The organism is Lachnoanaerobaculum sp. Marseille-Q4761 (genome assembly GCF_017565785.1).
Lineage (GTDB): Bacteria > Bacillota > Clostridia > Lachnospirales > Lachnospiraceae > Lachnoanaerobaculum.
Genome location: NZ_JAGEKB010000001.1, coordinates 253,723 through 275,033, shown reverse-complemented (window position 1 = coordinate 275,033; position 21,311 = coordinate 253,723). Strand labels below are relative to the sequence as shown.

Genomic DNA, 21,311 nt, shown 5'->3' with positions numbered 1-21,311 from the left:
CCTAATATCAAAAAGGCAATTAATTAAATATAAATCAATAAAGTCCTCCCGGTTTTAGATAAAGAATCTAAAGCCCGGGGGACTTTTATTTGAAGTTTTATCTAAAAAATTTGGCTCTATAATTAAATTCTAAGATCTGTTGTTATGTATATTGCGATTGAGTGATTAAAACCGGACTCGGTCAAATCTTGTGATAATTTTGGGATTATATAAATAGCACTATAATAGAGCCCTGCAATTAATTGAAAGTAATTTGAAGTTTGTTCAAGTTTACTTTGAAGTGACATTGAAGTTGACTTTGAAGTTATATTGAAGTAAGATTGAAGTAGTTCAAAAAGAGGTGATAAATATGTACTTGGAGGAGATAATCGGGGATATAAAGCTTGAAAGCGATAGATTGGAATGCAAAGCTTTTTTAAACAGGGATGATATACTTGGCTGGCTTAAAAGCATTGCAGGATTTGCAAATGCATCAGGAGGAGATTTCTATATTGGAGTTGAGGATAAGACGAATAAACTGATAGGTTTTGATAGAAAAGCTGCTGATAATGAAAGAAATTATTTTAATAATAAGGTGAATGAGCATTTGACACCTAGACCGGAAATGAAGATTTCTTTTATAAGGTATGAAGTGCATGAAAAAGAGCGTTTTATATTGAAGGTGAGCGTTGAAGAATCTAATATTAAACCGGTGATTTTAAAATATAAAAATATTCCGTCTATCTTTATGAGGCGTGACGGTTTTACAAATGGTGCTACTTATGAAGAAATTATTGAAATGAGCATAAAAAGTAAAAATACTCAGTATGATATTTTGACATCGGATATAAAGTACAATTCTACAAAGATATCAGATCTTAAGGCATTTTATAAAAAGAATAACAATGGAAAAGATTTGAAGGAAAAGGCTTTGCGTTCGATTGGCTTTTTTAATGAGGATGGCTATTTATCAAATGGTGCAGTTTTGTTTTTGGATGATTATGAAGGGAAGAAAACAGAAGTACAGTGCTCGGTATTTTCAGGGATTCATAAGGGAAGTGATAGAGTTGTTACTATAAATCGTTTTAATGGTAATATAGTATTAACCATAAATTATATTATTGATTTTGTGAGCCAAAGAATGAATCATGGGATGATAAAACTTGAAGACTCAAGAGTGAATGTAGATTCATATCCTATAAGAGCATTATTTGAAGGTGTGATAAATGCCGTGGCTCATAGAGATTATTATCTTGATGGAACTCAGATTCAAGTAGATATGTTTAAGGATAGATTGGAAATATCTTCACCGGGTGGTTTTTATAGAGGAGAAAAGCTTGGAAAAACATATAATCTTTCAGGTATTATCTCTAAAAGAAGAAATGAATTGATATCAGGTATACTTGTTGCATGTAATGTAATGGAGGCGGCAGGAACAGGATTTGATAAAATTATGGAGGAATACGCTGCTGTTGATGAGGCTCATAAACCATATATTTATTCAAAGTCGGATCACTTTACATTGGTACTTCCGGATCTGACATATGATAAAGGCATTGAAGATGATACAAGTCCGGTTATCAGCTTTGTACCTGTACCCAATGGAACGGAGCAGGATAAAAAAGTATTGGCATTTTGTTATTTTAAGGCACGCAAAGTTTCAGAAATAGCACAGCATTTAGGTATTAGTGATTCAACCTATTTTAGAACAAAGGTCTTAAATAATCTGGAAAAGCATGGATACTTGGAAAAGAGTAAGATTTCAAGAGCGGCATTTTATAAAACAAATCGTGATATGGTAAATATAGAATAAAAATAAAGTTCTTTCGTAATGTCCGAGTGGGTTGATTTTAGGCTCACTTTTTTATATAGGGTATACACTAAAGTGAGGGTATAGATAAGATTTTATATCAGTAAAAAATAAAAATAAAAAAAAATTTAAAACCATGCAATAAAATTATGTCCTCGTGCATTAATATAGTGAAAGGGTAAAAAAGAGAACTTAAAAAAGCGGCAGTCTTATAAGAAAATCTATATAAACGTCGACGGTGGATGATTAGCTTATAGAGAAAGCGCAAAGTAAAATAAGGGGTTGAATTTTTAATAAATATAATTCCCTGACCTTTCAAAAATATGTATTTACAATGCATATATATTTTGAAGAGGGCTTTTTTGAAAGAATATCCGGAATTTATCAAAAGAGCATATATTTAACAGAGCGGTAAAAGTTTGAAAATATTTTTATTGAACACGGAAAGGATGGTATACAATGAAAAAGTTTAATGGATTAAGTAAAGGTTTTATGGGTGTTGCAACAGTGGCTTGTTTATTATTTGCAGCAGGAGTAACAGGAGTTCCGTATTATGGAAGCGTAGGTGGTGAAGCAATTGCCGTAGCAAAGAAAGTCAATAAATCAAATAAGGCAAATAAAACAAAGAAAATAAGCGCCGATAAGGCTAAAAAGATAGCCCTTGGAGATGCAAGACTTGCAGAAAAGGATGTGACTTTCGTTAAAGTAGAGCTTGAGTTTGAGAATAACAGACTTGTTTATGATGTGGAGTTTTACAGCGGAAATGTTGAATACGATTATGATATAGATGCAGTGAGCGGAGCAATAATCTCAAGTGATCGTGATATAGAAAACTATAGTATACCGGTACAGCAGACTACAGTTGCACCGGCAGCAGATATAGGTGTGGAAAAAGCAAAAGAGATAGCACTTGCTCATGCAGGTCTTTCCGGTGATAAAGTATCATTTGTTAAGGCAAAGCTTGACTATGAAGACGGTGTAAAAGTTTATGATGTAGAATTTTACAGCGGAAATGTAGAGTATGATTATGAAATAGATGCTGCAAACGGAGCAATATTATCAGTTGATAAGGATATTGAGAATTATGTGATTCCTACACAGCCAAGTAAAGAGGCTCCTACCAAGGCTCAAGTATCAGAGATTTCAGTAGAAGAAGCAAAGCAGATAGCTCTTTCACATGCAGGAGTTGGATCGGCAAGATTTACAAAGGCAAAGATTGACTATGAGAATGGTATTAAAGTTTATGAGATTGAGTTTAAAGTAGGAAATATGGAATATGAGTACGATATCAATGTTTCAAACGGAGCTATAATCTCAAGCAGTGCTGAGATAGATGACTAATATCAGTATAGTTTAAAATCTTATAAGTAAAGCATAATGAGCTGTATTAGGCATAATACTAAAGATAAAAGTGATGACATACCTGAACTTAGTGTCTGAGTAGTGTGAGATTTTTAAAGTAAAATTTATGTTACTCTAAGTTTAGAAACACATCATACAAACCTAATATCAAAAAGGCAATTAATTAAATATAAATCAATAAAGTCCTCCGAGATTTTAGAATTTATCTAAAGTTCGGGGGATTTTTTTTGTATTAACAATATAAAGAAACTGTAATCAGGCGGAAAATATTATTACCGGTAAGCAGTTGGCAAATTATTTTTTTTTGTCAAACGAAAGTAAAACGATTGACTATCTATATTTTTTGCTAAATGAAAGTAAAACAATTGACCATAATCCGGTACAAGTTGTTGGAATTGTATCAAGTATCCTGTTTTAATAGTATGTTAGCCATAAACAAGCTGTAAATGTATAAATTCACTGACAAGACTAACCAAAGCAGAATAGAAAAAAAAAAAAAACACTTGTTAGTAAAGCCTAACTGATATATAATTATCTTATCGACGATACCGTCGGAAAAGGGAGGTGGCGATATGTGCGCTGCAAAGAGATTAACCGGAGCGGAAAGAAAAAAAGAAATAATGGATTCGGCTGCGAAAGTAATTGTGGCAAAAGGGTTTGGAAAGACAACTATGGAAGACATCATCGCCGGAACTACTTTGTCAAAAGGGGGTGTTTATCACTATTACAAAAGCGTAAATGAAATTTTTAAAGATATCATGATTTGCGGAATCGACTACAGAAATAAAATAATTAAAGAGCATTTAACAGAATGTGAAAAGGGGAATGAAGATAAGTTTATGGCAAAACAACTTGTGGACAAAATTATAGATGACAATCCTTTTATTCCCCTTTATATTGAGTTTCTGATTGAGAAAAAAAGGAATCCGGAACTTATGAGTATTATGGTTGAATTGCAGGAGCATACAAGGGAAAAGTTTAAAACAGTTATGAGTGAAGTTCAGGGGTGGCTTTGTGATTCAAATCTTTTTCAGCTTATCAGTGATTTTATCAGTGCATTGATTATCGCTTCGGATGTTTTGGAAGCCAGAGAAAGTTTTAAGAAAAACAGGCATATTTTAGAAAAAATGCTTATCTATATGTTTGAACAGGGAAAGGGGGTATCAGGATGAAAGTTTATAAGAAATTATTTCGATATGTACCTGATAATAAGCTTATAGGTTATCTGGCAATTATAATATCGGGAATTTCAGCTTTCTTTATGGTATATGGATATTATTATATATATAAATTTTTTGATGAAATTATCGTTAAAGGAAATTATGAAAATGCAGGTTTTCATTCCACAAAAATTGTTTTTTATTTGACTTTAAGCGGACTGTTATACCTTGCGTCAGGGATTACTTCACATAAGTTGGCATTTCGACTTGAAACAAATTTAAGAAAAAGAGGGATTGACGGGCTGACGGATTCAAGCTTTAGATTTTTTGATTTGAATTCATCAGGTTATATCAGAAAGACAATAGATGATAATGCGGCAAAAACTCATATGGCGGTGGCGCATATGCTTCCTGACAATTCACAGGCATTCCTTGTTCCGGTTTTTGCAATTATACTGTCATTTATTATAAGCTTTCGTGTAGGAACGGCAATCATTATTTTAACTGTTGTGAGTGGACTTATATTAAAGGGCATGATGGGAAATGGTGAATTTATGAAGCTGTATCAGGCTTCATTGGATACCTTAAGTGCTGAAACGGTTGAATATATCAGAGGTGTGCAGGTTGTTAAAATCTTTGGTACAAAGCTGAAATCTTTTAAAGCATTGCATGAGGCGATTACAAATTATTCAAAGTATGCCTATGATTATTCCCTTTCATGTAAAAAGCCCTATGTTTTATATCAATTAATATTTTTAGGGTTGATTGCTATTATAAGTATTCCTCTAAGCTTTTTCTTGACCGGAATAAGCTATCCGAAGACTGTAGCGGTGGAGCTTATCATGATTTTTTTCCTGGCAGGTGTTATGATGGTTTCCTTTATGAAAATCATGTGGGCGAGTATGAACATGTTTAAGGCAGGCTATGCCATAGAGCATTTGGAAAACTTATATAATAAAATGCAGGAAGATAAGCTTTCATACGGCAGGAGAGAGCATTTCGATAATTTTAATATCGAATTTGAAAATGTGAGTTTTTCTTATGGAGAAAATAAGGTTTTAAGGAATATATCATTCTCCTTGGATGAGAAGAAAACCTATGCTTTGGTTGGACATTCAGGCTCGGGTAAATCCACTATAGCAAAGCTTTTATCAGGATTTTATAAAATAGACAGCGGAGAGATAAAAATAGGAGGTTTCCCACTTGAAGAATATACAAAGGAAGCTATTATCAGAAATATTTCATTTGTATTTCAGGACAGCAAATTATTTAAAAAATCCATATATGAAAATGTGGCTTTAGCTGATGATAAAGCAGGGCGAGAAGAGGTTATGGAGGCTATGAGCCTTGCAGGATGTGATGAAATCATTGCTAAATTTAAGGAAAGAGAAAATACAATTATAGGTTCAAAGGGAGTTCATCTTTCAGGTGGTGAAAAACAAAGGATTGCAATTGCAAGGGCTATTCTAAAAAAGTCATCCATTATAATTATGGATGAGGCAAGTGCAGCTATTGATGCAGACAATGAGTATGAACTGCAAAAGGCTTTTAAAAATCTTATGAAGGATAAGACTGTCATTATGATTGCACACAGAATGACGAGTATACAAAATGTAGATGAGATAATTGTACTGGAAAACGGAAAACTGATGGAAAGGGGAGATAATGAAACCCTGATAAGAAAGAATGGAATATATAGCAGATTGCTGAACTTATACAATACTGCAAATGATTGGAGGGTGTCAAATGAAAAATTATTATAAAAATCGTTACGCGCTATCCGAACAGGGGGCAGAGAACCTTACAAAGGCTACATGGTTTTGTTTTCTGACATATTGTATCAATCTTGCACCGATGTTTATTTTAATGGGGCTTATAAATCAACTGGCATTAGGAAATATAAGCAGTACTTGGCAGTTTATTATAACTGCAGTAATGACTTTGGTATTTATGTACATATCTTTATCTAATGAATATGTAAGTCTTTATAATGCAACCTATAAAGAATCGGCAGATTTAAGAAAAGGAATTGCAAAGAACCTGGCAGACCTTCCAATTGCCTATTTTTCAAAACATGATTTGTCGGATCTTTCTCAGACAATTATGGCTGATGTGGAAACAATTGAACATGCTATGAGCCATTCCATACCGAAAGTGGTGGGTATGTGGATGTTTTTCCCGCTTATGGGGCTGCTCATGTTGATTGGGAACTGGAAACTGGGACTTGCCGCCATTATACCCACACTTCTCAGCTTCATAATTATACCATTGGCAAAGGAAACTGAAGTTTCGGCTTATGGTAAATATTATAATGTTTTAAGAGACAATTCAGAGATTTTTCAAGAAACAATTGAATTACAGCAGGAAATCAGCAGCTTTAATCAATCTGAAAAGGTAAAAAAGGCTTTGTATAAAAAGATGGAGGAAAGTGAAAGGATTCATCTGGGTGTAGAGTTTGTTTCTATGGTATTTATCGGGATTTCTTCACTTCTTGCCTATATCAGTGTTGCTGTAGTAATAGCGGTAGGAATACGGCTGCTTTTACATAATGAAATAACGGTTTTATATCTTATAGGATATATTATCGGGGCTATAAAGATAAAGGAACTGTTTGATATCTCAAAAGAGGGTATTACAGAAATGTTTTATATAGAGCCTGCTGTCAGAAGAATTAAAGAAATGAAAAGTGCAGTACTTCAAGAGGGTGAGGATACCAAACTTTCAAAATATGATATAGAGTTTAAAAATGTATCCTTTGCTTATGACAAGTACACACCGGTTTTAAAGGATGTAAGCTTTACGGCAAAACAGGGAGAGGTTACAGCACTTGTCGGTGTATCAGGCTCAGGGAAAACCTCGGTGCTTAGACTTATATCAAGACTTTATGATTATGACGGAGGAAGCATTTTAATTGATGGCAGGGATATAAAAAATATATCTACAGATTCATTATTCAAAGATATCTCAATTGTTTTTCAGGATGTAACCTTATTTAATACAAGTATTTTAGAAAATATCCGTTTGGGAAATGAAAAAGCAGGTGATGAAGAAGTAAAGAATGCGGCAAGGCTTGCCAATTGTATGGATTTTATAGAAAAATTACCTGAGGGATTTGACACAAAGATAGGTGAAAACGGAGCGGAATTATCAGGTGGAGAAAGGCAGAGATTATCAATTGCAAGGGCATTTTTAAAGGATGCACCGATTTTAATACTTGATGAAATATCTGCAAGCCTTGATGTGGATAATGAAAAGAAAATACAGGACAGTTTAAACAATCTTATTAAGAACAAAACAGTTATTATTATTTCACATAGATTAAAGTCCATTGAAAAGGTGGATAAAATTGTTGTGCTCGATGATGGCGTAGTTGAGGATATGGGAACTCATAAGGAGCTTATAGAGCACTCAAAGGTATATAAAAATCTGATTAAAAAGACAAAACTTGCGGAAGAGTTTAATTATTAGGGGATTAATATGAAAGAGAACAGGTTAAAAATCAAGGACTTGGTTACTATAGGTGTATTTGCAGTTATTTACTTTGTAGTGATGTTTAGTGTAGGAATGATTGGACTTATTCCGATTATGTTTTTAGTATATCCTACAATACTCGGTATTGTGAGCGGAACCATTGTTATGTTGTTTATGGCAAAGGTGCAAAAGCCCTGGGCATTGTTGATTTTTGGAATACTTACACCTTTTTTTATGATGGTAGAAGGTCATACATATATGCTTGTTCTTCATGCATTTGTAGTAATGCTTATAGCCGAGTTGATAAGAAGAATAGGCAATTACAATTCTTTTAAATACAATATGCTCTCATTTGCAATATTTAATACATGGATTTGCGGCTCGCTTATGCAAATGCTGTGGGCGAGAGAAAAGTATATCGAGATGACTATGATGATGGGGCAGGAGTATGTGGATGCTTTGGTAAAACTTGTTACATATCCGCATATGGCATTGGTTTATACAGGTGCAATTGTCGGGGGAGTTATAGGAGCATTTATAGGAAAGGCATTGCTTAAAAAGCATTTTATGAAGGCGGGTATAGTTTAATGTACTCGGTAAAAAGTAATAGTCTAAATCCCAATCCTATACCCAAGTTTTTTGTCACAGTCTTACTGGGTTTTACCATATTACATTCAATAAATCATTATTCTGAATGGGCGTTGATAATTGTTATTTCGATTATGTATTTTATCAATGGATTTAGAAAAGAGGGAATACAAAATATTATTGTATTCGGTATTTTGTTTTTTGTACCGGATTTTACAATTCTGGCAAAATTTCCTCTTGTAATAAAGATGTTGCTTTCATTGCTGTTTGTCGTTCGTATGTTTTATATCCCTTATGCATCGGGGAAATTTCTGATTAAGACATCAGATGTGGGAAGCATTATGTCGTCGATGGATTTTTTAAGAATACCAAAGGCGGTATCCATACCGATAGCGGTGATGTTCAGATTTTTCCCTTCATTTGAGGAAGAAAGAAATAATATAAAGATGGCAATGAAAATAAGAGGAATAGAAATCAAAAACCCACTTAAATATCTGGAGTATATTGCTGTACCATTGCTTATTATTTCATCAAATATTGCGGATGATATTGCTAAGGCGGCAGAAACAAAATGTATTGCCAATCCCATAAAGAAAACAAGATATATTACTGTAAGGGTACATATTATTGACTTTATTTATGCTTTTATAATGACTGTTATTGTAGTGGGGGGCCGACTATGCTTACATTAGAAAATTTATCACTATTCTATGAACAGGATAAAAAGATATTAGAAGATATTACATTACAAGTAACTGAAGGAGAATGCATTCTCCTAACAGGAGAGAGCGGAAGCGGAAAATCTTCAATTATAAATTCTATAAACGGTTTGGCTTTTGAATATGAAAATGCCCGTATTACAGGGAAAGTGCATGTTGACGGTAAAGATATAAAGGGGATGGAACTTTATCAAATTTCACTTATGGTAGCAAGTGTTTTTCAAAATCCCAAGACTCATTTTTTTAATGTAAATACAACCTTGGAGTTATTATTTTATCTTGAAAATATAGGGCTTGACAGAAAAGAGATGGAGATCCGTATGGAAAATATGCTGAAAGTTTTTCCTATAAAACATCTGCTCGGGCGCAGTATCTTTGAGTTGTCGGGAGGAGAAAAGCAGATTCTATGTGTGGCATCCTGCTATATTTCAGGATGCAAAATCATAGTACTTGATGAGCCGTCTTCCAATCTGGATGAAAAATATATTGATATATTAAAATAAATGCTGCAAATTCTGAAGGAGAAGGGTATAACTCTTATACTTGCAGAGCATAGGATTTATTATCTGATGGATGTGGCGGATAGAATTATCATTATTCAAAATGGAAGAATCAAGGAAAGTTTTACAAGAGATGTATTTATATCGCTGCCGGATGATATCCTGTATGAATGGGGGCTTCGCTCCAAAAATAAAATAAATTTAGAAAACAGGCAAAGACCTTTAGGAAAAGATTTGATTATTAAGAAACTCATCTGTGATTTTAAAGATAAGGGTGAACTGAGGGTGGAAAATGTTTCTTTTGACCTTGGGAAAATTTATGGAATAACAGGCAGGAACGGATGTGGAAAATCAAGCTTTTTGAGTGCGATAACGGGGCTTGTTGAGAAAGAAAAAAGTGATATAGTATTTGGGGGCAGAGCCATTGGTAAAAAAGAGAGGTTAAAAAATTCATCTTTAGTAATGCAGGATGTTAATCATCAGCTTTTTACAGAGTCTGTAGAAGAAGAGATAAAGCTTGGAATTAAAGATTTAGATCCGGCTAAAGCCGAAAAGGTTTTAAGCGGACTTGGACTTATGGAGTTAAAAGACAGACATCCAATGAGCCTGTCAGGCGGACAAAAGCAGAGGGTGGCTATTGCTTCGGTTTTATGTAAGGATTCAAGATTTATAGTTTTTGATGAGCCGACAAGCGGTATGGATTATAATAATATGATAAAGATTTCAAATCTGATAAAGGAAATGAAAACTGAAAATAATATTATATTTATTGTTTCTCATGATATTGAATTTTTAAATGCGACTACTGATCAAAATCTTTGCTTAGAAGAGTTTAGAGTCTATAAATAATATAAATTGTTTATAAATAAAGCATTTAATATCAGTATGTTTAGAAAACTTCATTTTTAATTAATATTATTTTACAATAAATAATCATAATTTACATCGCTGTATTGTGCTATAATCTAGGAAGATTGTAGCTAGGAGGTATACTTATGGAGCGTTTCAAGAAGGTATATCAACAGGGAGTACTTGAAGTAGTTGAAATATGGGTTGATACGGAAACAGGTATAAACTATGTTTTTCGTAAGTCCGGATATTCCGGAGGATTTACACCATTACTCGATAAAGACGGAAAGCCGATAGTAACACCTCAATAAAAATTAACATCAAATTACCTTGGGAAGGGAGTGTAACAAAACATATTTTTATGATTTTGTTACACTCCCTTTTAAAATTTTATTCCCATATTGTATGTTGAGTTCTTACAGAATAATATGAGGGGGTATCGTCTCCATGAAAGTTTGGCTCAATATAATCGCTCCTTGGTGCTTGGTCAGGGTATATCGGTTGAAAAGATTGTCGGGGTGTTGGAGTAAAATATAATATGTACAGATATAGTGTATGGGATTGAATTATGATAATGATTGAATAATAAAAAATAGTAAAAGTATAATGGAGAAGTTTACTTATGGATGAGAAGAAATATATGGAACTTTTAAACTTATGGCTTAATGAAGAGAAAGTAGCATATATTAAAGGCTGGGATTTTTCACATATAAGAAATAGATATAAAGAGGAAGAAGATTTCCCCTGGGATTTTTTTGATGTAATAAAAACCTATCTGAGAGAAAGTGATTATCTTTTGGATATGGAAACAGGCGGTGGAGAATTTCTTTTATCTATTGATCATGATCCAAAGCTTACCGCAGCGATTGAAGGCTATGAGCCGAATATAAAAATATGTGAGGAAAGATTGTTGCCCTTAGGAATAAACTTTAAAGCTTGTGATGGAGGGGACAGGCTTCCTTTTGAAAATGAATGCTTTGATATAATAACCAATCGACATGGTGATTATGATGTAAATGAAATTAAAAGAGTACTAAAAAAGGGTGGGCTTTTTCTGACACAACAAATCGGAGCCCGAAATGACAGAGAATTGGTTGAACTTTTACTTGGAGATATAGAAGTTCCGTTCAAGGAAGCTTATTTAGAAATTGCATTAAAAGAATTTGAAAATAAAGGTTTTGAAATTTTAGAAAAGTCAGAATCCTACGGCTCCATTGAATTTTATGATGTCGGGGCATTGGTATGGTTTGCAAGAATAATTGAGTGGGAATTTCCGGGATTTTGTGTAGAAAAGTATCAGGAAGAACTTTTTAAAGCACAGGAAATCCTTGAAAAAAATGGGGTTATACGGGGAAGAACACATAGGTATTATTTTGTAGCAAGGAAAATATAAATGTACAGCATGTATAGTATTGTCATTTAACCGGGAGCAAGGATTATGAAAAAATTTATTGCAAAGTGAATACGGGTAGGAATAGTGATTATATCTATTATTTTGATATTGTTAGGGTTTATTGTCAATATACGGGAGATAGCTCCTTATTATTCTTATCCTAAGGCAGAGGCGAGGGTTCTTGATGTACACAATTATCAGAAAACAAGCCGGGGACAGGATATTGAATATGGAAGCAGAATCCGGTTAGAGTATACGGTTCAGGGCAAAAAGGTTATAAGCTGGCGGGAAAATAATAGGGACTCCATACTTGAAGCAGGAGATATTATTACAATAGCTTACAATCCCGATAATCCTACCGATTGCAAGATTATGGAAAAGCCGGATACTATGACAATAATTGCTCTGGTTCCAACTATTATATTTATTGCATGGATGTGTAAAAAGACCTTGGCACCATCTAAGGAAAAAAGAGATTGACTGTAAATTTGAATAATAAGTATACAGTATTACCTTTGTAATAGATAATGCAAAGTTCTTTAAATGCATAAGTTAAGTATGGATTTACATGTGGCTAAATAAGGTATATAACATGGAGAGATTGAAGATATAGCTTGGTATGATAAAAGTCCAAACCAAATAGAATAAGTGAGAGAGAATTAAATACATACTTTAAAAAAAATATTCTGCTCAAAATTATGATAATGTAAAGTTCAAGGAAGTGGTGCAGCTAAATTCAAAGGAGGTTTTCCATGAAAATGCGGGAAATATAAATGATATTGTAGCCTATAAAATTAAAGACGATATTTTTGTCGGTATTGATTTAAAGACAGGATTTTTTCATATTGAAAGCGATGATGTAAGCAAATCTATTCCGATTTTTGATGATTTGTTTATCACAAGAGGGTTGAGTGAAGACGAACTTGAAAATTTTTTGATTGTAGGTCAATATTTAGAATTAAAAGGTCTATAAATTACGGTTTGTTATGCTAAAAAATCACATAATATGTAATAACAAAGCAATTGGAGGAACAGTAAATCGAAATAATTTACTGTTTTTCTTGTTAAAAAGGGAAATGAGGAAAAGGAGATTTTTATGGATTATAAAATAAGGCAATTAAAGAAAGACGAAGACAAGATATTGGAAGTATTTTTATATGAAGCTATTTTTATTCCGGAGGGAGTGGAACCGCAGCCAAAAGATATAATAAATCATCCGGATTTAAATATATATATTTCAGGTTTTGGTGAGAAGACGGATTTATGTTATGTTGCAGAGGTATCCGAAGAAGTAGTAGGAGCGGTGTGGACTCGGATAATTAATGATTATGGTCATATAGATGATGAGACACCCTCACTTTCAATCTCGCTGTTGAAAGAGTTCAGAAATCATGGTATTGGTACTGCAATGATGAAACGGATACTGAAAACATTAAAAGAGCAGGGCTATAAACAAGTATCCTTATCAGTGCAAAAGAAAAATTATGCATTTAATATGTATAAGAATGTCGGATTTGAAATTGTTCGGGGAAATGAAGAGGATTATATTATGCTTTGTAAGCTGTAGTGGACGGAAAATCAGGTTTTTAAATGTGGTTTATCGGGTGGTGAAATAATGAACAGATTATTTTTTGGGGTAGTAGATATGGAATCAGATGATATACAAAGAATGGCAAAAGAGTGATGTTTTTCTTCTAAATAAAATAAATTCTATAACTATACATAATGATAGGATATTGATAAAAAACAATCATTATATTATTCTGATTATAAGTAAAGAAAAATAATATACTCTACGGAGGATAATGTATTGAATATAGGCCGGTATCTTTTCGAGATCAAGGAGACGGTGGAAAAGGATAACTGTTTCGTGATTGTTATTTCATCTCATGAGCAGAAATATCCACTTATATATTATTTCAAATAAATTTGCGTGTGTCCATTTTAAGTACAAAACTAATGATAAAAGTCAAGACATATTTGGCATACACGAACTTAAAGAGTTTGGAAGAGGATTTTTAAATTAACCTGGAGATAAATTGGAGGGAATATTGTGGCAGAGAGGAGAAGAGATTTTTGCATTGAATGCAGAAAAGAGACTGAGTACATTTTACAAAAGAAGGATATTATAAAAAAAATAAAAGATAAGAATTATACTTTTACAATCACCATTGCTGTTTGTATGGAGTGTGGTGAGGGAATGAGCATTCCAGGGCTTATTGATAAGAATATCAGAGAAATTGACGAGCAGTATAGGGCAGCAGAGGGATTAGTGTCGATTGATGATATTGAAAAATTTATGAAAATCTATAAGCTAGGAAAAGCACCGCTGTCTTTGGCAATCGGATTTGGGGAGATAACTATTCCCAGATATCTGGAAGGGCAGGTACCGTCCAAGGAGTATTCGGACATTATTAAGACAGCACTTTCCTCACCGAAATACATGAAGAAGAAACTTATGGAGAATCGTGAGAAGCTTACTGATGCTGCATATAGAAAAGCTTTTGCTGCTGCGGAAAGTATAGAAAGATTGTTTTCCGTTTCCGATAAAATGCTTAGGGTGATTGCATATATTTTTGAAAAACTGGAAGAGATAACACCTCTTATGTTGCAGAAATTATTATATTTTATTCAGGGTGTGTATTCAGCTTTGTATGGAAGGCCAATATTTGAAGAGGATTGTAGGGCGTGGGTACATGGCCCTGTATATCTGGAAGTATATGAATTGTTTCGGGATTTTAAATACAATCCTATTGAGGATGCACGTTTTGCACTTCTGAATGGGACAAAGGATGCCTTGACGGATAATGAAAAGCGAGTGATAGAACTTGTGGTGAATACATTTGGGATGTATGGCGGAAAGGTATTGGAGAAGATTACACATAATGAGGAACCGTGGATAGAAGCACGAAAAGGATATGGTGACAGCATTCCTTCCAATGAGATTTTGTCAAAAGAGCGTATCATGCAGTATTATACCATTACAAATCAGAAATACGGAATAGGTACAGAGCAAGGTCTGCAAAGATATATCCATGATATGCTGGATAAGGCAGCTTAATTAATAACAAATGAAATTGGTTTAATTTCATAGATTTAGAGAAAAATTGTATTTTAGTGTTAAGAATTGATTATTTACTGAAAGATTAATATAATCAGCCTAAATAATAAAAGCAGTCACAAGTTTTTATTAACTTGTGGCTGTTTTGTTATTATAGGGGGGTAATTAAAAAAAATTTCCTATAAATCATGTAGCATAGACAAATAAGATGACATAATTATACCTAACTATTACAAATACTTATATTGATTACGATGGTTTGGAATTATTATTCAAATAAGCAAATATACAGACTTGAACTGACAAAAATTTTAAAAAGCTATATAATAAAGCCATAGAATATACTGTTAAATATTATAAACTGAGAGGAAAGATTAAATGAACTTAGCTGAATATATAAAAGAGAATATGGTTTTAATCCCAAAAGGGCAGGAGCTAATAAGAGACTTTATCGATCCTGTCAAATGGTTAAGTTCCGATTATAAAATGTCCGCTCCGGGTACAAGGAAGGGGAAAAATACAAGGGAAGAATTAGTAGATGTTTCATCCTTTTTATTGCTGAAAACAACCGTAACCAATGAACTGTACAGTTATGTGACAGGCGTTGATTGCGATGTTAAAATGAAGGATTATCCGGTGGTTAATGTAAGCTGGGTGGAAGCAATAGAATTTTGCAACAGACTTTCAGAAAAGCTTGGATTAGAAAAATGCTATATTTTAAATTCTGTTTCAGAAAAAACCATAGTGGATTATTCAAAAAACGGATTCAGATTGCCTACAGATGTGGAATGGCAATATGCATGCAGGGGGAATAAAAAGGGCTATAGATATGGAGATATTGAAGAGACAGCCTGGTATGAAAAAAATTCAGAGAAAAGATTACAGGAAGTTAAAATGAAGAGGGCAAATGACTTCGGACTTTTTGATATGATTGGGAATGTTTGGGAATGGTGCTTTGATCTTTATGATGAAAAAAGATATGGAAACTATCGTATATTCAGGGGAGGTAGTTTTGCAAGTGAGGAAAGAGCCTGTGGTGCCACCTCAAGGCGGAAGAGTTTTCCGGAATTTAAAATTGATGATTTGGGATTTAGAATAGCAAGGAGCAGTTTTAGCGGATTGAAATAAGACAGCAGCTTCAGAATATAAAATTTATGCCTTTTTAAAGATAACTATTATATAATATTATAGACGATGAATTACTGTATAATTTCTAAATTATGGAGGAGATGCATGGACAATAGTAAAGAGTTAAAAAGTATTATAAAAAATCAAAGAAATTTCTTTAACACAAATGCAACCAAATCAGTGGAATACAGGCTTAGAATGTTGCAAAGGCTGAAAAAAATCATAAGTGATAATGAAGATAAGATCTTATCTGTTTTGTATAAGGATCTTTCAAAGTCAAAATCAGAGGCATATATGACTGAGATTGCAATGGTATATGCCGAATTAGATGAGGCTTTAAAAAATGTGAGAAGCTGGAGCAGGCCGCAAAGAGCAAGGGGTACTATAGGTACATTTCCCGCTAAGAATTATATATTTTCAGAGCCTTATGGCATAGTACTTATTATCTCACCTTGGAATTACCCATTTAATCTGGCAATAGCCCCTCTTATAGCGGCGATAGCAGCCGGAAATTGTGCAGTGATAAAATGTTCTAAGGAAAGTAAGTATACCTCCAATCTGATTAAAGAAATCATCAATAAAACATTTGATAAGAACTATATATATTGTGTAGAGCCTGATATTGATTATAATGATATGCTTTCTCAAAGGTATGATTATATCTTTTTTACAGGAAGTTCAAGAGTTGGCAAGATTATAATGAATGCCGCAAGCAAGAATCTTACTCCGGTTTCTTTGGAACTTGGAGGTAAATGTCCCTGCATTGTAGATGAATCGGCAAATATCAAAATTGCAGCAAAGCGTATAGTATGGGGTAAACTCCTTAATGCAGGACAGACCTGTGTATCGGTTGATTATGTGGCAGTACATAGCAGTGTAAAAGAAAAGCTTATCAGATATATACTAAAAGAGATAAAGTCAAGATACAAGGATGCATTAAATAGTAATATATATCCGAAAATAATCAATGAACATCATTATAAAAGGCTTTTAAATCTGATAAAAGCGGAGGATAATATAATTGGGGGCAGGGCTGACGAGTTTAGTCGAAAGCTTGAGCCGACCGTTTTGCCGGAAGCGGATTTTGAAGATGAGATTATGAAAGAAGAGATATTCGGACCTCTGCTTCCTATAATAGAATATGATGATATAAAAAAGCTTATAAGAACAATAAAAGAGCGAGAGAAGCCTTTGGCATGCTATGTATTTACAAAGGATGAGAAAATAGCAAGGCATATTATTAAGAGTATTTCCTATAGTGGCGGATGTGTGAATGATGTTGTTCTTCATGTATCAAATCATTATATGCCTTTTGGAGGTGTGGGAAATAGCGGAATGGGCTCATATCATGGCAAGTACGGTTTTGATACATTCAGTCATAAAAAGAGTGTCGTATGGAATGAAACAATACTTGATTTACCAATACGATATGCACCTTTTAATTTGTTAAAGTTTAGAATGTTAAAATATATTCTGACAAAATTCAGGTAAAAGGATATGGAAGATTGAAAATTGGATTTTATCCAATTACAGCGAAATAAAGGATTTGATAAATGATGTTAAAACACTGGATTATTTGACAGTATATATCGGAGAGACTTTCAGGAAGCATATAGGCGGTAAGTGGTATATAGACTTAAAGAATAAAAAGAATGCCTACTACTCTATGCTGGTTTTGACAGGTTCAAAATACAGGGGAGAATTATACAAGGCTCCGATGACATATGCAACTGCATGCATCAATAGAAAAAAGGGGATTATATAAGTACGATACTTAGAAATTGTATAGAGTATCAGGAAAAGGCTAGGTAAAATCTATATAATAGGAGGCAAACATGAATATATTACTTGAAGAAACTACTAAAATTATTAGAGAATATTTTGGAGAAAGATTGGAAAATATGGTAGTTGAAAGGGCGGTGTTCGGTCTTTTCTTTTCGGGAGTAAAGATAAGTACGGGGCATGGAGGACTTTGCTTTACTCCGGTAAAAGAAATTCCTGAGGCGGTATGTTGCCCAAGTTCTGCGAAGGCAATGCCGCTTTCAGGTAAATTAAGAGGAAGAAGTGTAAAGGACTATTTGGATGACCTGTCACATGCAAATATCCTTAGAAAGACACTTGCCATTGCAACACTTAATGCACTTTCAGCCTGTTACTGGGAGGAAAATAAGGACTTAGATTATAAAATAGAGATGGATATAGATTCATTTGATGTGATGAAAATTCCACAGGGTAAAAAAAGCGTAGTTATAGGTGCTTTGGTACCTATGCTTAAAAAGCTACTTGCAGCAGATGCCGATTTTAAAGTTCTTGAGATGGACTCATGTACTCTAAAGGGCAAGGAACTTGAGCATTTTGCACCGTCAAAGGATGCAAAGATGTATTTGCCGGATTCTGACCTTGATGTTATTACAGGTGTGACTATTTTAAATGACACATTACCTGATTTGTTAGCTATGTGTAAGCCCAGTGCCGATATTTTGGTTACTGGTCCGACTGCCGGTATGCTTCCTGATGCTTTCTTTAAAAGAGGTGTGACTGTGATGGGCGGTATTTTAGTAACTAAGCCGGATGAATTGCTTGATATTATCAGTGAGGGAGGTTCAGGTTATCATTTCTTTGGAAAAAGTGCGGAAAGGATAGTGATTTACCATAACAAATAGATATCATTGATTAAGGTATTTTAAAATACTGTTTGTGAGGCAAGTTTATGCAGATAAGAAGAATAAATACAAATGAAGCAAAGCCGTTTTTTAATTGTTTAAAAAATATAGACCGGGAAACAAAGTTTATGATGCTGGAGCCGGATGAAAGGCATTTTGATGAAAAGAAAATGCAAGAAATCTTGGGAGATAAGGACGATTATTTTATAGCCGCTTTTAATGATGGAGAAATTATAGGCTTTCTTTCGGCTCAAAGAGGAAAATATAAAAGAACAAGACATTCGGCATATATTGTCATCGGAATAAGGCAGAGCTTTCAAAAGCAGGGAATCGGAACAAAATTCTTTGATAAACTTGAGGAATGGGCAAAGGAAAACTATTTAAAAAGATTGGAATTAACTGTCGAGATATCAAATACCATTGCAATAAACTTGTATAAAAGACAGGGATTTGTAATCGAAGGTACTAAAAAGAATACTATGTTTGTGGACGGTGTATTTGTAGATGAATATATGATGGCAAAGGTATACTGAAATAAAAATCATAATAAAAATTGCCCAACCTACATTGATTGAGCAATTTTTTATTTTAGCAGACTTTTTATAAGACTACAGTATTTGAAGATAAATACAAAAGTGAGGTGGAGAATAGCTTATATTAACTACATAAATTAGTCAAAAATGGTGCTAAAAGAACTTGTGTTATTACGCACAAAGCCCTTTACCTCACTATCGATATCTTTAAGTTCTCCATTGATATACTGTTTTAACAGCCCTGTTCCCTTACTATAGTCATAGTCGGTTAAAAAATAAGTTCTTTCGAATTTGTTCCGATATGGAAGAAATCCGTTATAGTCCTTTACATTTTTTGCAATTACAGTATCCTTGCCATTTTCCCAAATATGATAGGTTTCATTATCATCTTCATATGAAGTTTGTGAAAGTGTGTCATAATATATAATATATTCGCCATTATCATTATTTTCCAAATGTGCTGAAGGATAATATTTGCCTACATTTTTATTGATAATATTTCCATCCAGAAATAAAGTATTATAGTCATTTCCTTCGATTATTGCTCTATACAACAAATTATCATTTTCCACTTTATGGCTTTGAGCATAAGCCAAATCGGAAAAACCAGTTATATTTTCATTTACAAGCTCAATTTCACCTTTTGAACTACCTTCCAAAGCAACTCTCCAAAGCTTCTTATTTTCTTCAGAGAAAAAATACCAATATTTTGATTTAAAAGGAAGTGCTTCATCGATTACATCACGATCTCCTTTTATATCTTCATACTCTCCAAGTGTTTTACCATTATGTGCTACTTTTAGAATAATTTTGCCTTCGGAATTTTTTTCTGTATATGCAAGTAAATCTTCTCTTCTTTCAAAGTCAACAAATTTTTCAAGTGAATCACTGATTAATTCCTCATTGCCGTTAAAGTCGAATTTATAGAGGGATGTTGGTTCATCAGCCTTTGACGTATAGATGACCTTGTCAGAAGCAAAAGTAATGTAATTATATGGTTTTTCAATCCCCCTTACTATTTCTTTTGAGTTCCCATCTTTCAATTGATATATTGTATTATTCTTAAAATAACATATTCTATCAAGTTCATAAGAATAGTTAAAAGAATTTGTGTTGACATTCGAATATACTGTAGTATTTCCTGTATATATATCAATTAAATATACATTTGCCGAGTTTTCTTTGTCAGAACTGTCTCTACCCGGAATAATTAAAAGCTTATCCTGATTTTCAGAAAGAATATATTTCATCCCTTCCTTTTCTTTAAAGAGACTGACTGCTTTACCATTTTTATATAAAAACAGCTCTTTATTTGAAATATATAGTATATCACCGTTTTTCAAGGCTGAATGTATCGTAACACTGTCAGCTACCTTAGTTCGCTCTGTAGGTGATTTAGATGTTGATGTATACAGAGTATAGGTTTTGCCGTCATAATCTGAAAAGGAACAAAATAAATCCAGTTTTTTGTTATACCCTTTTATAGAAAACTTTTTCATAACACTTCCGTTATTTGTACAAGGTCCTAAATCTATAATTTCAGAGTTATCATAGCGTACCATATACAGATTATCACCCTTTAAATATAGAGAAAGTTTTGCGGCTTCAAAGGTATTTGAACCTTTACTGTCATTAGAATTTGTATCTTCATCTATATCTTCCTGTGAAACTTCTGAGGGCTTTTTACCTGATGAGCAGGATGATGCCAATATGGCAAAAAGTAATACAGCTAAAAAATATAAGATACCTACAAGTTTTGATGAATATTTTTTGGACATTATTTTCACCTCCCGGGATTTTGGTATAATTGTACTAGAGATTTGTATAAAAGTCGATTTGGAATTTCATCAAAATTCTTTAAGAACTTTTTAAGTCAGATACCGGATTGTCTCTGTTATAATAAGATTAAAAGTGAGTGTTAAGTTAAAGCTTGATAAAAGAGCGGAATTTAGAGATAGTGTGGAGGTATTGGACTTAAAGGAAATAAGATTGCAGCTTAAAGAGATTATAAATAAAATATCGAAAAAATATAACATGACAGATGATGTCAGGTTTTCTTATGTATAATAAAAATAAAAATACAAGGAGAATAAAA

The 21,311-nt window shown here is 33.3% G+C and carries 19 protein-coding genes and 2 pseudogenes; 20 read left to right on the top strand and 1 reads right to left on the bottom strand.

What is annotated here, in order from left to right:
- Positions 1–349: 349 nt before the first annotated feature.
- From J4O15_RS01320 to J4O15_RS01230, 19 genes and pseudogenes are all read left to right on the top strand, one after another.
- Entirely contained in the window at positions 350–1,792 is a 1,443-nt protein-coding gene (locus tag J4O15_RS01320; RefSeq protein ID WP_208099399.1) for an ATP-binding protein, read from the top strand.
- Between the two features lie 456 nt (positions 1,793–2,248).
- Positions 2,249–3,130: a PepSY domain-containing protein gene (locus J4O15_RS01315; RefSeq protein WP_208099398.1), complete on the top strand. Its 882-nt coding sequence runs from the start codon at positions 2,249–2,251 to the stop codon at positions 3,128–3,130.
- Between the two features lie 593 nt (positions 3,131–3,723).
- Positions 3,724–4,323, top strand: coding sequence for a TetR/AcrR family transcriptional regulator (locus J4O15_RS01310; protein ID WP_009219823.1), 600 nt, complete (start codon positions 3,724–3,726; stop codon positions 4,321–4,323).
- On the top strand, positions 4,320–6,074 hold the full coding sequence (locus tag J4O15_RS01305) for an ABC transporter ATP-binding protein (protein ID WP_208099397.1): 1,755 nt from the start codon (positions 4,320–4,322) through the stop codon (positions 6,072–6,074). Before J4O15_RS01310 ends, J4O15_RS01305 begins: the two co-directional genes overlap by 4 nt.
- Positions 6,058–7,779, top strand: a complete 1,722-nt coding sequence (locus J4O15_RS01300; RefSeq protein ID WP_208099396.1) for an ABC transporter ATP-binding protein — start codon at positions 6,058–6,060, stop codon at positions 7,777–7,779. The genes J4O15_RS01305 and J4O15_RS01300 overlap by 17 nt, the downstream gene beginning before the upstream one ends.
- 9 nt (positions 7,780–7,788) lie before the next feature.
- Positions 7,789–8,370, top strand: a complete 582-nt coding sequence (locus J4O15_RS01295) for an MptD family putative ECF transporter S component (RefSeq protein ID WP_009219820.1) — start codon at positions 7,789–7,791, stop codon at positions 8,368–8,370.
- Positions 8,370–9,062: an energy-coupling factor transporter transmembrane component T gene (locus tag J4O15_RS01290; protein WP_009219819.1), complete on the top strand. Its 693-nt coding sequence runs from the start codon at positions 8,370–8,372 to the stop codon at positions 9,060–9,062. Before J4O15_RS01295 ends, J4O15_RS01290 begins: the two co-directional genes overlap by 1 nt.
- Positions 9,050–10,438: pseudogene (locus tag J4O15_RS16510) on the top strand (ABC transporter ATP-binding protein). Before J4O15_RS01290 ends, J4O15_RS16510 begins: the two are co-directional and overlap by 13 nt.
- Before the next feature lie 146 nt (positions 10,439–10,584).
- Positions 10,585–10,749 carry a DUF6440 family protein gene (locus tag J4O15_RS01280; RefSeq protein WP_009219817.1) on the top strand — a complete coding sequence of 55 codons (165 nt, stop codon included), beginning with the start codon at positions 10,585–10,587 and terminating at the stop codon, positions 10,747–10,749.
- Positions 10,750–11,060: 311 nt separating this feature from the next.
- A complete protein-coding gene (locus J4O15_RS01275; protein ID WP_208099395.1) occupies positions 11,061–11,831 on the top strand; it encodes a class I SAM-dependent methyltransferase in 771 nt (256 codons plus the stop codon).
- 84 nt (positions 11,832–11,915) lie between these two features.
- On the top strand, positions 11,916–12,311 hold the full coding sequence (locus J4O15_RS01270; RefSeq protein ID WP_330638583.1) for a DUF3592 domain-containing protein: 396 nt from the start codon (positions 11,916–11,918) through the stop codon (positions 12,309–12,311).
- Positions 12,312–12,555: 244 nt separating this feature from the next.
- Positions 12,556–12,804, top strand: coding sequence for a hypothetical protein (locus J4O15_RS01265; protein ID WP_243761920.1), 249 nt, complete (start codon positions 12,556–12,558; stop codon positions 12,802–12,804).
- A 123-nt stretch (positions 12,805–12,927) separates the two neighbouring features.
- Entirely contained in the window at positions 12,928–13,398 is a 471-nt protein-coding gene (locus J4O15_RS01260; RefSeq protein WP_208099394.1) for a GNAT family N-acetyltransferase, read from the top strand.
- Between the two features lie 486 nt (positions 13,399–13,884).
- On the top strand, positions 13,885–14,892 hold the full coding sequence (locus J4O15_RS16235; RefSeq protein ID WP_208099393.1) for a Panacea domain-containing protein: 1,008 nt from the start codon (positions 13,885–13,887) through the stop codon (positions 14,890–14,892).
- 378 nt (positions 14,893–15,270) lie between these two features.
- A complete protein-coding gene (locus J4O15_RS01250; protein WP_208099392.1) occupies positions 15,271–16,020 on the top strand; it encodes a formylglycine-generating enzyme family protein in 750 nt (249 codons plus the stop codon).
- Positions 16,021–16,125: 105 nt separating this feature from the next.
- Positions 16,126–17,511, top strand: a complete 1,386-nt coding sequence (locus J4O15_RS01245; protein WP_208099391.1) for an aldehyde dehydrogenase — start codon at positions 16,126–16,128, stop codon at positions 17,509–17,511.
- A gap of 10 nt (positions 17,512–17,521) precedes the next feature.
- Positions 17,522–17,832: pseudogene (locus tag J4O15_RS01240) on the top strand (hypothetical protein); the annotation flags it as partial.
- Positions 17,833–17,855: 23 nt separating this feature from the next.
- On the top strand, positions 17,856–18,683 hold the full coding sequence (locus J4O15_RS01235) for a DUF364 domain-containing protein (RefSeq protein WP_208099390.1): 828 nt from the start codon (positions 17,856–17,858) through the stop codon (positions 18,681–18,683).
- Between the two features lie 47 nt (positions 18,684–18,730).
- Positions 18,731–19,216, top strand: coding sequence for a GNAT family N-acetyltransferase (locus J4O15_RS01230; RefSeq protein ID WP_208099389.1), 486 nt, complete (start codon positions 18,731–18,733; stop codon positions 19,214–19,216).
- A 137-nt stretch (positions 19,217–19,353) separates the two neighbouring features.
- Here the strand turns inward: J4O15_RS01230 and J4O15_RS01225 are convergent, their stop codons facing one another.
- Entirely contained in the window at positions 19,354–20,994 is a 1,641-nt protein-coding gene (locus J4O15_RS01225; protein ID WP_208099388.1) for a hypothetical protein, read from the bottom strand.
- A gap of 133 nt (positions 20,995–21,127) precedes the next feature.
- On the opposite strand from J4O15_RS01225, the gene J4O15_RS01220 reads away from it, so the two are divergent.
- Positions 21,128–21,283, top strand: a complete 156-nt coding sequence (locus tag J4O15_RS01220) for a hypothetical protein (RefSeq protein ID WP_208099387.1) — start codon at positions 21,128–21,130, stop codon at positions 21,281–21,283.
- Positions 21,284–21,311: the final 28 nt, after the last annotated feature.